The organism is Pseudomonas halotolerans, assembly GCF_039581215.1.
Taxonomy (GTDB): Bacteria; Pseudomonadota; Gammaproteobacteria; order Pseudomonadales; family Pseudomonadaceae; genus Aquipseudomonas; species Aquipseudomonas tehranensis.
In genome coordinates this window covers 40,080-53,162 of record NZ_JBCNTJ010000001.1, presented here as the reverse complement: position 1 = coordinate 53,162, position 13,083 = coordinate 40,080, and the positions used below count along the sequence as shown (strand labels likewise).

Here is a 13,083-nt window from a genome sequence, read left to right as displayed (position 1 = left end):
GTGGCACTCACAGAGTCCAGGGTGGGAGCGAGCTTGCTCGCGATAGCCATCTATCAGGCGACGGAGATCTCGCCTTCCCCAGCCAACCGCCGATTCAACTGAAACCGCCAGCGCACATACAGCAGGGCCGAGCAGAACACCGCCACGCTCGCGGCCATTTCCAGCAAACCGAAGACCTGTCGGTTCGGGTCATAGGCCGCCAGCGCGCCTTTGATGAAGTACAGGTTCACCACAAAGCACATCCACGAATGCCCGCGGGGGCTGCCGCTGATCATGCCAGGCGCCAGTATCAGCAGCGGCACCAGCTCGATCAGCAGAATCACCCAGGGGCGCGCGCCGTGCAGGTCGGCGATCAGCAGGTAATACACACAGAGCAACCCCACCAGCCCGAAAAAGCACAGCAGGCTCAGGGCCCGGGCAATGCGTACCCGTGGTTCCAGCCACTGAATGGGCGGCAGGATTTTCGGCTTCTTAGCCACGGCCGTTCTCCAGCAGTAGGGCGGTTTTTGCCAGGCGCAAACCCAGTGCCCGGCACAGCGCGACTTCATGTTCGTTCAAACCGCTTTTACCATCTGCCCCGGCGTGATGGCTCGGACCGTAAGGCGTGCCTCCACCCTCGGTTTCGATCAAGGCCGACTCGCTGTAGGGCAGGCCGGTGATCAACATGCCATGGTGCAACAGGGGCAGCATCATCGACAGCAAGGTGGTTTCCTGCCCCCCATGCAGGCTCGCGGTGGAAGTGAACACACCGGCCGGCTTGCCCACCAGTGCGCCGGTCAGCCACAGGTTGCTGGTGCCGTCGAGAAAGTATTTCAGCGGCGCGGCCATGTTGCCGAAACGGGTCGGACTGCCCAGGGCCAGGCCGGCGCAGTTCTTCAGGTCATCGAGGCTGGCGTACAGCGGGCCTTGCTCGGGGATGTCCGGTGATACCGCTTCGCACTCGGCGGAAATCGCCGGCACTGTACGCAACCGGGCTTCCAGTCCGGCCTGCTCGATGCCGCGGGCGATCTGCCGGGCCATTTCGTTGGTGGAGCCACTGCGGCTGTAATACAACACCAGAATGTACGGCGTGCTCACGGCAGGATCTCCAGGATCTTCTCCGGCGGGCGACCGATCACGGCCTTGTCAACGGTTTCCAGAATCGGTCGCTCCATGAGTTTGGGGTGGGCAGCGATGGCGGCGATCAATTGGGACTGGCTCAGGTTTTCATCAGCCAGGTTCAGCGTCTTGTATTCGTCCTCGCCGGTGCGCAGCAGTTGCCGGGCGGTGATGTCGAGCTTGGCCAACAAGCCTTCCAACTGCGCTGCGTCGAGCGGGGTTTCCAGGTAGCGGACCACGGTGGGCGTCAGGCCACGGGCCTCCAACAGTTCCAGCGCACCGCGGGATTTGGAGCAGCGCGGGTTGTGATAAAGCGTCAGATCGGTCATGAGCGGGTCGCATCTTGCGTAAGGTGGCGGCTATTCTACTGTGTCGCGAGGTACCCGGCACCTGAGACAGGTGCGTTTGAAAACGGTGGCCGCGTCGACGTTCACATTCAATACAAGGATTGGCACATGGCAAGGCGATTGACGACGACACTGACATTCATGGGGATTTTGTTGCTCGCCGGCTGCGGAAACGACTACGGAGTTGACCAGAACGGCCAGGCTATCACCTCAAAACGGCTGGACAACCAGTGGGTGGTGCTCAACTACTGGGCCGAATGGTGTGCGCCGTGCCGCACCGAAATCCCGGAGTTCAACACCCTGGCCGAACAGCTCAAGGGGCGTAACGTGGGGGTGTTCGGCGTCAATTTCGATCAGGTGCAGGGCGAGGAGCTCAAGAGCGCCAGCGAGAAGATGGGCATCCGCTTCACCGTGCTGGCCCGGGACCCGGCCGACTTTTTTGATATCCCGCGCAGCGAAGGGTTACCGGTGACTTACATCATCGACAACCAGGGTAAGGTGCGCGAGCAGATGCTGGGGGAACAGACGGCAGCGGGCGTGATGGCCAAGCTTGAGGCGTTGCAGGCGTTCAAATAACACCTGTTTTGACAGGCGGGATCCCTTGTGGCGAGGGGATTTATCCCCGCTGGGGTGCGAAGCAGCCCCAAGATCTATATGCCACCGTGGTGTGTCAGACGGAACGCAGAGGGGCTGCTGCGCAGCCCAGCGGGGATAAATCCCCTCGCCACAAGGTGCTTTATCAAGCTTGGAATAGTATCAACCTTCCTCCAACCACCAGCGCAGTGGCTTGCCCTGAGCTGGCCAGAAGCGCATCTGTTCGATGGGGGACACGTCCCAGCGTTCGACCTTTTCCAGCGCCCGCAAAAAGCGTGCTTCCTGCTCCATCAGCGCCGGGGCGCAGAGTTTGCGGGTGCTGCCGATCTTGCCGAAGCTCAAACGGTGGCCTTCCAGGGTGTAGGGCGCGAACCAGTGGTTACAGCCGCCGTTGCCGTAGGCCCGACCGTCGTCCCCCAGGGTAATGGTCAGGTTGCTGTAGTCCATCAATGGCCGTTCGCCAATCCATTCCAGAATGTAGCTGCGGTTTTGCTGCAGTTGCACCGGCTCGGTGGCGCAACCCATCAGGCCGGCGCCGATCAGCGCGGTCAGGGCCAGGCGTTTCATCAGGCGGCTTCCTGGCAGGTCGGGCACAGGTGTTTTTCACCGACGGTGGTCCAGCCCAGCTCGGCAATGCGCGCGCTAGCGGCCGGTTTCTGCGCCTTGACGCCGAGCTTGGCGTCGACGGCAAATTCAAAGCTCAGTTGCTTGGCGCAGCGGTCGCAGTTGACCTGCCAGGTGTGGATCGCCAACTCCCCGAACACCGGGCCGGTGGTCATGGCAGTCCATTGGCCCATGGGCTTGAGCAAGTGCCGAACGGTGTCCACGGTCAGGCGCATGGACAAGTCCTTGCTGCCTTTGAGGGTGACGAGCAGCACATCGTTGGCCTGAATCGAACCGCCGTTGCCGGTGACCTGATAACGGCCCGGCGCCAGGGCGCGGACCTCGGTCAGGGTGTGTTGCGGGTTCATCAGGGTGTAGCGGAAATCGTGTTCGGCCATGGGTCCTCCAGATAGGCGCGATATGCTAGCACGGGCCATGGGGTGGGATGGCAGCCACGCGTTTTGCCGACGAAACGTCACCTGTGGGAGCGGGCTTGCTCGCGAAAGCGGTGGTCCAGTCACACATTGGCTAACTGACACGCCGCCTTCGCGAGCAAGCCCGCTCCCACAAAGATTTTGTGTGGGCTGATAGAGCGGGTCAGCTGTCCACCAGGTTCTGTGGGGTGCCGGCGGCCCAGGCGCCGATGTTGTCCAGGGTCGTCGCGGCGATGGCGGCCAACGCTTCATGGGTCAGGAAGGCCTGATGCGCGGTGACCACCACGTTGGGGAAGGTCAGCAACCGGGCCAGCACATCATCCTGCAGGGGCAGGTCGGAGCGGTCCTCGAAGAACAGTTGCGCTTCTTCCTCATAGACATCCAGCCCCAAATAGCCCAACTGACCGCTTTTCAATGCCTCGATCAAGGCGGGTGTGTCCACCAGGCCGCCGCGTCCGGTGTTGATCAGCATCGCGCCACGTTGCATGGCAGCCAATGAATCGGCGTTGATCAAGTGTCGGCTCTGCTCGTTGAGCGGGCAATGCAGGCTGATGATCTGCGCTTGCGCCAACAGCTCGGCCAGGGGCAAATAGCGCGCCCCCAAGGCTTCGACCTGCGGGTTGGGGTACGGGTCAAAGGCCAGTAACTGGCAGCCGAAGCCGGCCATGATCCGCGCGAACGTCGCGCCGATCTGCCCGGTGCCGATCACGCCGACGGTCTTGCCCACCAAGTCGAAACCGGTCAGCCCATGGAGGCTGAAATTGCCGTCCCGGGTGCGGTTGTAGGCGCGGTGCAGGCAGCGATTGAGGGCCATGATCAGCGCCACGGCATGCTCGGCCACGGCATGGGGCGAGTAGGCCGGTACCCGGACGATGCTCAACCCCAGCCGTTTGGCGGCGTGCAGGTCGACATGGTTGTAACCGGCCGAGCGCAGGGCGATCAGCCGCGTGCCACCGTTTGCCAGCCGCTCCAGCACCGGGGCGCTCAGATCATCGTTGATAAAGGCGCACACCACTTCATGGTGTTCGGCCAGGGCCACGGTGTCGAGGTTCAGGCGTGCTGGCTGAAACTGCAGTTCAAGGCCAGCAGGTGCCTGGGCTTTACTGAAACTGTCGCGGTCGTAGGTCTGGCTGCTGAAAAGAATCACGCGCATGGCGGCCTCCTGGCATAAAAATAAACCCGTAGGAGCTGTCGAGCGAAGCGAGGCTGCGATCTTTTGATCTTTCGCTTGCGACTCAATGATGGGGGCAAGATCGCAGCCTCGCTTCGCTCGGCAGCTCCTACCGTCGGGGTAGGAGCCTGGATTTTCCTTGATCCTGGGTTTTGGGCTATTGCCCTGGATCAGGCGCTGATGCGTGCCTCGTTGGCCAGGCGGTCGATGGCACGCTCCAGTTCCTGCAGAGCGGCCTCGGCCTTGGGGTCCTGTTGCTTGAGCAGGGTCTCGCTGCGCTGGCAGGCGGCGCGCAATTGCGGCACGCCACAGTAACGAGTGGCGCCATGCAGGCGGTGGACCCGTTCGATCAGGGCGTTGTGATCATTGGCCTCGTTGGCCTGGCGAATCGCTTCGCGGTCGGCTTCCAGCGAAGCCAGCAGCATTGCCAGCATGTCCGCCGCCAGATCGGCCTTGCCGGCGGCCAGGCGCAAGCCTTCTTCGTGATCGAGCACCAACAGGTCGCTGCCGCCCTGAGCGTCGGTGCTCCGGTCCGGCGCCTGGTTGCGCAGGGCCAGGCCGGTCCATTTAAGCACCACCTGGGCCAGTTGCCGTTCGCTGATGGGCTTGGTCAGGTAGTCATCCATGCCGCTTTGCAGCAGGGCGCGTTTTTCGTTGGCCATGGCGTGGGCGGTGAGGGCGACGATCGGCAGCGGCGTACAGTGACGCTCGCTTTCCCATTGGCGGATCGCCTCGGTGCTCTGGCGGCCGTCCATACCCGGCATCTGAACGTCCATCAGCACCAGGTCGAAGGTTTCCTTTTGCACTGCCTTGACCGCCGCATAACCGCTTTCCACCGCCAGCACCTTGGCGCCCATGTCTTCGAGCAACGTTTGTACCAGCAGCAGGTTGGCCGGGTTGTCGTCCACGCAAAGCACTTTGGGCGCGCGGCTGCCCACCGGCTCGTTGGGTTCGTTGCGAGGTGGGCGCGGGTTGACCAGGTCGGAAAGCGAGCGGCGCAGCTTGCGGGTGCAGGCCGGCTTGGACTGCAATTGGCTGTGGGGGTTGGGCACGGAGAGGTGGTACAGCGTCTGTTCAGTGGTGGGGCACAGCACGAGTACCTTGCAGCCCAGGTGCTCCAGATCCCAGATGTGCTGGCTGAGGCGTTCTGGCGGCATGTCGTTGCTGGTGATGCCCAGCACGGCCAGATCGATCGCCTGATCGGTCTGGTGGGCGACGGTCACACCGTTGGTCAGGTTTTCCAGGGTGTTGAACGGCGTCACCAGCAGACCGCAGTCCTCAAGCTGGTGTTGCAGGGCCTGACGGGCCAATTCATGGTTTTCCAGCACCGCTACGCGCCGACCCAATAACGGCGGGCCAGGCAAATCCTCGGCGTCGTCACGGGTCTTGGGCAGGCGCAGGCTGATCCAGAACTCCGAGCCTTCGCCCGGCGTGCTGTCCACGCCGATTTCGCCCCCCATCTGCTCCACCAGGCGCTTGGAAATCACCAGGCCCAGACCGGTGCCGCCCGGTTGCCGGGACAAGGAGTTGTCGGCCTGGCTGAACGCCTGGAACAAGGCCCGCACGTCCTGGCTCGACAGGCCGATACCGGTGTCCTGAATGCTGATGCGCAGTTGCACGCTGTCTTCGTGTTCGTCTTCCATCATGGCGCGGGCGATGATAGTGCCTTCGCGGGTGAACTTGATGGCATTGCTCACCAGGTTGGTCAGGATCTGCTTGAGGCGCAGCGGATCGCCCACCAGCGACAGGGGCGTGTCCCTGTAGACCAGGCTCACCAGTTCCAGCTGTTTGGCGTGGGCGGCGGGAGCGAGGATGGTCAGGGTGTCCTGCAACAAGTCCCGCAGGTTGAACGGAATGTTGTCGAGCACCAGTTTGCCGGCCTCGATCTTCGAGAAGTCGAGGATTTCGTTGATGATGCCCAGCAGGCTGTCGGCGGATTTTTCAATGGTGCCCAGGTAGTCGAGCTGGCGCGGGGTCAGTTCACTTTTCTGCAGCAGATGGGTGAAGCCGAGGATGCCGTTGAGCGGTGTACGGATTTCGTGACTCATGTTCGCCAGGAATTCGGACTTGATCCGGCTCGCCTCCAGGGCTTCCTTGCGGGCCAGGTCCAGTTCGATGTTCTGGATCTCGATGGTTTCCAGATTCTGGCGCACGTCTTCGGTGGCCTGGTCGATGCTGTGCTGCAATTCTTCCTGAGCGTTCTGCAAGGTGCTGGCCATGCGATTGATGCCCGAGGCCAGTTCATCCAGCTCCTGGCTGCCCAGCGGTGGCAGGCGGGTTTCCAGGTGGCCGTCCTTGAGTTGCGCCACGGCATGCTTGATCTGGCTCAAGGGCCGGTTGATCGTGCGCCCCATGCGCAACGCCAGCAGGGCGGTCAGGCACAGGCCGGCGGCGATCAACAACAGGCTGGCAAACAGGCTGCGATAACCGCGCAGCAGCATGCCGCTGTGGGACAACTCCAGTTCGACCCAACCTAACAGCCGATTGGCTTCTTCGGGGATCAGTTCGCCGGCCAGGTTGCGGTGCTTGCCAAACACGGGCAGCAGGTAGCGGGTCGCGTCGTTGCCGGTGCGTTGCAGCAACTGGGTGCTGTTGCCCTCCGGGGCGCGGTTGAGCATGGTCGGGCCGGCGTGGGCCAGCGATGTGCGATCGGGGGCCAGGAAGGTTACGGCGCGCACGTCCGTTTGTTCGAGGGACTGAGTGGCGATGCGTTCCAGCAGGTCGGTGTCCTGATGGCTCATGGCCGGGGCGACCAGCGGCGCCAGCTGTTCGGCAATCATTTCGCCACGTTGCAACAACTGGGCGTGCAGGTCCGATTGCTGCATCCAGGTGAAGTAGCCGCCCAGGACCAGTGCCATCAGGCTGGTCGGCAACAGGGTCAGCAACAGCACGCGACCTTTGATTCCCAGTTTCTTGAGCACGCTTGTTCTCCTGCATCCAGCGGTCTGTTTGAGCTTTGCGCGCATCCGGCACGCAATACCTGCGCAGTGTAGCGATTTGCGGGCGGGCAATCTTCGTAAAATTCATGTCGCCGTGCATCGATCTCGCGGGTTGCCGTGCCTCGGCGATACCGTCAATTCAAATCAACTCGCCATAAGTGCGCACGATTGCTGAGCGGCAGCTTGCAGCCCCATTTCGTTGCTTATTCCCATAAGCCATAACCACCACACTTTGCGTGATATGGCCGCGCCGGGTTTGCCGGTATGATAGGCGCCCCCGCAGTCCGGATTGCGAATACGCCATGACCGTGCAGTACCCAACCATCGCCGATTGCGTCGGCAACACTCCGCTGGTCCGTTTGCAGCGCCTGCCCGGCGTGACCAGCAACACGCTTCTGCTCAAGCTCGAAGGGAATAACCCGGCGGGTTCGGTCAAGGACCGGCCGGCGCTGTCGATGCTCACCCGTGGCGAATTGCGCGGGCAGATCCGGCCCGGCGATACGCTGATCGAGGCGACGTCCGGGAACACCGGCATCGCCCTGGCCATGGCGGCGGCGATCAAGGGCTACAAGATGATCCTGATCATGCCCGACAACTCCAGCGCCGAGCGCAAGGCCGCGATGACCGCCTACGGCGCCGAACTGATCCTGGTGAGCAAAGAAGAGGGCATGGAAGGCGCCCGGGACCTGGCCGAGCGCATGCAAGCCGAGGGGCGCGGCACGGTGCTGGACCAGTTCGCCAACGGCGACAATCCCGAAGCCCACTACGCCACCACCGGCCCCGAGATCTGGCGCCAGACCGACGGCACGATCACCCATTTCGTCAGCTCGATGGGCACTACCGGTACCATCATGGGCACCTCGCGCTACCTGAAAGAACAGAACCCGAACGTGCAGATCATCGGCCTGCAGCCGATGGAGGGCGCGGCCATTCCCGGTATCCGGCGCTGGCCCGAGCAATACCTGCCGAAGATCTACCAGGCCGACCGCGTGGACCGCATCATCGACATGGCCCAGAGTGAGGCGGAGGACATCACCCGTCGTCTGGCCCGTGAAGAAGGCATCTTCTGCGGCGTGTCGTCGGGCGGTGCCGTGGCGGGGATGCTGCGCCTGTCCCAGGAAGTGGAAAATGCTGTGATCGTGGCGATCATCTGTGACCGTGGCGACCGTTACCTGTCGACCGGCATTTTCGACGCGCCCAACTGATGGCCAAGCAAGAAAGAGGTCTGCGCTTCCAGCCCAGCGGCGGAAGCCGGGCCCCGCAAGTGCCCACCGGAAAGAAACAGCGTTTGGTCATTGAACGCTTGGCCAACGATGGGCGCGGCATTGCCTTTCTGGACGGACGCACCTGGTTCGTGATCGGCGCCCTGGCCGGCGAAGAGGTCGAGGCGCGGGTGCTGGGGGCCCATGGCAAAGTGGTCGAGGCCCGCACTGAGCGAGTGTTTCTGTCCAGTGAACTGCGCCGTTCGGCGCCGTGCATCCATGCCGGTCGTTGCGGCGGTTGCAGCGTCCAGCATTTGCCCCACAACGAACAGCTCGCCCTGAAACAGCGCATGCTCGCCGAGCAGTTGTCGCGGGTCGCCGGCGTGCAGCCGGACGAATGGGCGGCGCCATTGAGCGGGCCGGAACTGGGTTACCGGCGTCGCGCCCGCGTGGCGGTGCGCTGGGATCAGAAGGCAAAAAAACTCGAGGTGGGCTTCCGTGCCGTCGGCAGCCAGGACATCGTGGCCATAGGCGATTGCCCGGTACTGGTACAACCCTTGCAGCCGATCATGAATCGATTGCCAGACATGCTCCGTCGCCTGAGCAAACCCCAGGCGCTGGGTCATGTGGAATTGTTCGCTGGCTCGTCCCTGGCGGTGTTGCTGCGGCACATGTCGCCATTGTCGGCACCTGACCTGACGATCCTCAAGGATTTCTGCGCCGCCCACCAAGCCCAGTTGTGGCTGCAAGGTGAAGGCGAGCCGCAGCCGGTCGAACCGGGGCAGACGCTGGGTTATCGCCTTGAGGCCTGGGACCTGGAGCTGGCGTACCGGCCCGGGGATTTCATCCAGGTGAACGCCGGGGTCAACGAGGCGATGATTGCCCAGGCCCTGCAATGGTTGGCGCCGCGTTCCGAGGAACGGGTGCTGGACCTGTTCTGCGGCCTGGGCAATTTTGCCTTGCCCCTGGCCAAGGCTGTGCGCCAAGTCGTGGCGGTGGAAGGTGTGCAGGCCATGGTTGACCGCGCGGCGGCCAATGCTGCCAGCAACAATTTGAATAACACTGTCTTTTTTCAGGCCGATTTATCCCAGCCGTTGTCGGGTGCTGAATGGGTCGGCGAAGGCTTTTCTGCGGTACTCTTGGACCCACCGCGCGACGGTGCTTTCGAGGTGGTGCGAAAACTGGCATCCCTGGGCGCCAGGCGGTTGGTGTATGTATCGTGCAACCCGGCAACTTTGGCCCGGGACACGGTCGAATTGATCAAGCAGGGCTACCGGTTAAAACGTGCCGGGATTCTCGATATGTTTCCTCAGACGGCGCATGTCGAGGCCATGGCGTTATTTGAAGCGAGCCAGGATGGCTTGTCCGACTGACCCGTTCGTGCCGACCGCCACAGCCCTGGGCGGTGACACGGGCAACGAAGGTCAGCGTTGTTGACGCATTGAATCTGCGTCATAGGGAAGGTAGGTAAAGATGGTACAGGTGAGAGCACACCAGCCGATCAACACCGACGGCAGTATCAATCTCGAGGCTTGGCTCGATCACGCGGTCAGTATCGACACGGCACTGGATCGCGAAGCCTTGAAGGCCGCCTGCGAGTTCGCTCGCGAGGCGGAGCAGCAACATAACGCGGCGAAGAACCTCTGGTCCGAAGGCACCTCGAGTTTTCAGACGGGCCTTGAGATCGCCGAAATCCTTGCCGACCTCAAGCTCGACCAGGATTCCCTGGTGGCCGCGGTGCTGTACCGCGGTGTGCGCGAAGGGCAGATCCAATTGCCGGTGGTCAGCCAGCGCTTCGGCACGGTGGTCGCCAAGCTGATTGACGGCGTGCTGCGCATGGCCGCGATCAGTGCCAGTCTCAGTCCGCGCCAGTCCATGGTCCTGGGCACCCAGGGCCAGGTGGAGAACCTGCGCAAGATGCTGGTGGCCATGGTCGACGACGTGCGCGTCGCACTGATCAAACTGGCCGAACGCACCTGCGCGATCCGTGCGGTGAAGTCCGCCGACGACGAAAAGCGCAACCGTGTCGCCCGGGAAGTGTTCGATATCTACGCGCCCCTGGCCCATCGCCTTGGCATCGGCCACATCAAGTGGGAGCTGGAGGACCTGTCCTTCCGCTACCTGGAGCCCGACCAGTACAAGCAGATCGCCAAATTGCTGCACGAGCGGCGCCTGGATCGCGAACGTTTCATCACGGATGTGATGACCCAGTTGCGGGAAGAGTTGCAGGCCACCGGCGTGGAGGCCGACATCAGCGGCCGGGCCAAGCACATCTATTCGATCTGGCGCAAAATGCAGCGCAAAGGCCTGGAGTTCAGCCAGATCTACGACGTTCGCGCCGTTCGCGTACTGGTCCCGGAAATGCGCGACTGCTACACCGCGCTGGGTATCGTGCACACCTTGTGGCGGCACATTCCCAAGGAGTTCGACGACTACATCGCCAACCCGAAGGAAAACGGCTATCGCTCGCTACACACGGCGGTAATCGGCCCGGAGGGCAAGGTATTGGAAGTGCAGATTCGCACCCACGCCATGCACGAGGAAGCCGAGCTTGGGGTTTGCGCCCATTGGAAATACAAGGGCACCGACGTCAAGTCGGGCTCCAACCACTACGAAGAGAAAATCTCCTGGCTGCGTCAGGTGCTCGAGTGGCATGAAGAACTGGGTGACATCGGGGGTCTGGCCGAACAACTGCGGGTCGATATCGAACCGGATCGGGTCTATATCTTTACCCCCGACGGCCATGCCATCGACCTGCCCAAGGGTGCCACGCCGCTGGACTTTGCCTATCGGGTCCACACCGAGATCGGCCACAACTGCCGTGGTGCCAAGATCAACGGGCGGATCGTGCCGCTCAACTACAGCCTGCAAACCGGTGAGCAGGTTGAGATCATCACCAGTAAACACGGTACGCCGAGCCGCGACTGGCTGAACCCGAACCTGGGCTACATCACCACATCGCGAGCACGGGCGAAAATCGTCCACTGGTTCAAGTTGCAGGCCCGCGACCAGAACGTCGCCGCCGGCAAGACCCTGCTCGAGCGCGAACTCAGTCGCCTGGGCCTGCCGCAGGTGGATTTCGACAAGCTGGCCGAAAAGGCCAACATGAAAACCGCCGAAGACATGTTCGCCGCCCTCGGTGCCGGCGACTTGCGCCTGGCGCAACTGGTCAACCTGGCTCAGCAACTGGTGGAGCCGGAGCGCGGCAACGAGCAGTTGGAACTGATCCCGCGCAAGGCCACCGGCTACAAGCCCGGCAAGCGCGGCGACATCCAGATCCAAGGCGTGGGCAACCTGATGACCCAGATGGCCGGCTGCTGCCAGCCGTTGCCTGGGGATGCGATCGTCGGCTACATCACCCAAGGCCGTGGGGTGAGCATTCACCGCCAGGACTGTGCTTCGGTGCTGCAACTGGCCGGCCGTGAGCCGGAGCGGATCATCCAGGTCAGTTGGGGCCCGGTGCCGGTGCTCACCTACCCGGTGGACATCATCATTCGCGCCTACGACCGTTCCGGCCTGCTGCGGGACGTGTCCCAGGTGTTGCTGAACGAGCGGATCAACGTGTTGGCGGTCAACACCCGTTCGAACAAGGAGGACAACACGGCGCTGATGTCCCTGACTATCGAGATTCCGGGGTTGGATGCGCTGGGGCGGTTGCTGGGGCGGATTTCCCAGTTGCCGAACATCATCGAGACCCGGCGTAATCGTACGCCGGGGTGATCCCATAACTAATTGTGTGAGCGGGCTTGCTCGCGAAGACGATGTGTCAGTCGACATCAATGTTGTCTGATATACCGCTTTCGCGAGCAAGCCCGCTCCCACAGGGTTTTGTGTGATGAGACGATTTAATGCATAGCCTTGAAGACCTGCTCCATCTGATGAACCGCCTGCGTGACCCGCAGTACGGCTGCCCGTGGGACATCAAGCAAACCTACGAAACCATCGTTCCCCATACCCTGGAAGAAGCCTATGAAGTGGCCGATGCCATCGAGCGTGGCGACTTCGATCACTTACAGGGTGAACTGGGTGACCTGTTGTTTCAGGTGGTGTATTACAGCCAGCTGGCGCGGGAGGAAAACCGCTTCGAATTCGCCGGAGTGGTCGACAGCATCACCCGCAAGCTGATCCGTCGACACCCTCATGTGTTCCCAACGGGTGATCTGTATGCGCCCATGGACTTGCCGCGATTGAGCGAAGAGCAGGTCAAGCAACGCTGGGAAGAGATCAAGGCCGAGGAACGGGCCGAGAAGGCCGCTGCGCCCGAGCAGTTGTCGCTGCTCGACGATGTGCCGGTGGCGCTGCCCGCGCTGTCCCGTGCGGCGAAGCTGCAAAAGCGTGCGGGGCAGGTCGGTTTCGACTGGCCGGGCCCGTTGCCGGTGCTCGACAAGGTCCGGGAGGAGTTGGACGAAGTCCTCGAAGCGATGGCTGACAACGATTCGGTGGCCATCAGTGATGAGATCGGCGATCTGCTATTCAGCGTGGTGAACCTGGCCCGGCACCTGAAAATCGACCCGGAAACGGCCCTGCGTGACGCCAATGGGAAATTCGAGCGACGTTTCCGATTTATCGAACAGGCATTGCGCGACACCCACCGTCCCATGGAAGATTGCACCCTCGAAGAGTTGGACGCCTTATGGGGCGAAGCCAAACGTCAGGAAAAGAATTTGCCCAGCTGTGGCTGAGGCTGTTGCCTAA

Annotated in this window: 12 protein-coding genes; 5 read left to right on the top strand and 7 right to left on the bottom strand. The window is 62.4% G+C overall.

The window, feature by feature from the left end; all coding sequences use genetic code 11:
- Positions 1 to 53: 53 nt before the first annotated feature.
- From AAIS01_RS00260 to arsC, 3 genes are read right to left on the bottom strand one after another with little or no spacing between them, the layout of a single operon-like run.
- Positions 54 to 479, bottom strand: a complete 426-nt coding sequence (locus AAIS01_RS00260; protein WP_139049364.1) for a DUF2069 domain-containing protein — start codon at positions 477 to 479, stop codon at positions 54 to 56.
- Positions 472 to 1,077 carry an NAD(P)H:quinone oxidoreductase gene (wrbA, locus tag AAIS01_RS00255; protein WP_047228739.1) on the bottom strand — a complete coding sequence of 202 codons (606 nt, stop codon included), beginning with the start codon at positions 1,075 to 1,077 and terminating at the stop codon, positions 472 to 474. Before wrbA ends, AAIS01_RS00260 begins: the two co-directional genes overlap by 8 nt.
- Entirely contained in the window at positions 1,074 to 1,427 is a 354-nt protein-coding gene (arsC, locus tag AAIS01_RS00250) for an arsenate reductase (glutaredoxin) (protein ID WP_343467339.1), read from the bottom strand. Before arsC ends, wrbA begins: the two co-directional genes overlap by 4 nt.
- Before the next feature lie 126 nt (positions 1,428 to 1,553).
- On the opposite strand from arsC, the gene AAIS01_RS00245 reads away from it, so the two are divergent.
- Positions 1,554 to 2,021, top strand: a complete 468-nt coding sequence (locus AAIS01_RS00245) for a TlpA disulfide reductase family protein (protein ID WP_343467338.1) — start codon at positions 1,554 to 1,556, stop codon at positions 2,019 to 2,021.
- Positions 2,022 to 2,201: 180 nt separating this feature from the next.
- On the opposite strand, the gene AAIS01_RS00240 is transcribed toward AAIS01_RS00245, so the two are convergent.
- The 4 genes from AAIS01_RS00240 to AAIS01_RS00225 all read right to left on the bottom strand — a co-directional run bounded on the left by AAIS01_RS00240 (position 2,202) and on the right by AAIS01_RS00225 (position 7,168).
- The gene (locus AAIS01_RS00240) at positions 2,202 to 2,606 is read right to left on the bottom strand and encodes an META domain-containing protein (RefSeq protein WP_343467337.1); all 405 of its coding nucleotides are present in this window, start codon (positions 2,604 to 2,606) and stop codon (positions 2,202 to 2,204) included.
- Positions 2,606 to 3,040 (bottom strand): hypothetical protein, encoded by a 435-nt coding sequence (locus tag AAIS01_RS00235; RefSeq protein ID WP_343467336.1) that lies wholly within the window; start codon positions 3,038 to 3,040, stop codon positions 2,606 to 2,608. Before AAIS01_RS00235 ends, AAIS01_RS00240 begins: the two co-directional genes overlap by 1 nt.
- A gap of 199 nt (positions 3,041 to 3,239) precedes the next feature.
- Positions 3,240 to 4,229, bottom strand: a complete 990-nt coding sequence (locus tag AAIS01_RS00230) for a 2-hydroxyacid dehydrogenase (RefSeq protein WP_343467335.1) — start codon at positions 4,227 to 4,229, stop codon at positions 3,240 to 3,242.
- Between the two features lie 188 nt (positions 4,230 to 4,417).
- On the bottom strand, positions 4,418 to 7,168 hold the full coding sequence (locus tag AAIS01_RS00225; protein WP_343467334.1) for a response regulator: 2,751 nt from the start codon (positions 7,166 to 7,168) through the stop codon (positions 4,418 to 4,420).
- Positions 7,169 to 7,488: 320 nt separating this feature from the next.
- On the opposite strand from AAIS01_RS00225, the gene cysM reads away from it, so the two are divergent.
- From cysM to mazG, 4 genes are all read left to right on the top strand, one after another.
- A complete protein-coding gene (gene cysM, locus AAIS01_RS00220; RefSeq protein ID WP_343467333.1) occupies positions 7,489 to 8,391 on the top strand; it encodes a cysteine synthase CysM in 903 nt (300 codons plus the stop codon).
- Positions 8,391 to 9,761, top strand: a complete 1,371-nt coding sequence (rlmD, locus tag AAIS01_RS00215) for a 23S rRNA (uracil(1939)-C(5))-methyltransferase RlmD (RefSeq protein ID WP_343467332.1) — start codon at positions 8,391 to 8,393, stop codon at positions 9,759 to 9,761. The genes cysM and rlmD overlap by 1 nt, the downstream gene beginning before the upstream one ends.
- A 100-nt stretch (positions 9,762 to 9,861) precedes the next feature.
- Positions 9,862 to 12,108, top strand: a complete 2,247-nt coding sequence (gene relA, locus AAIS01_RS00210) for a GTP diphosphokinase (RefSeq protein WP_181288509.1) — start codon at positions 9,862 to 9,864, stop codon at positions 12,106 to 12,108.
- 128 nt (positions 12,109 to 12,236) lie between these two features.
- Positions 12,237 to 13,070, top strand: a complete 834-nt coding sequence (gene mazG, locus AAIS01_RS00205) for a nucleoside triphosphate pyrophosphohydrolase (protein WP_092402740.1) — start codon at positions 12,237 to 12,239, stop codon at positions 13,068 to 13,070.
- The last annotated feature ends 13 nt before the right edge of the window (positions 13,071 to 13,083 follow it).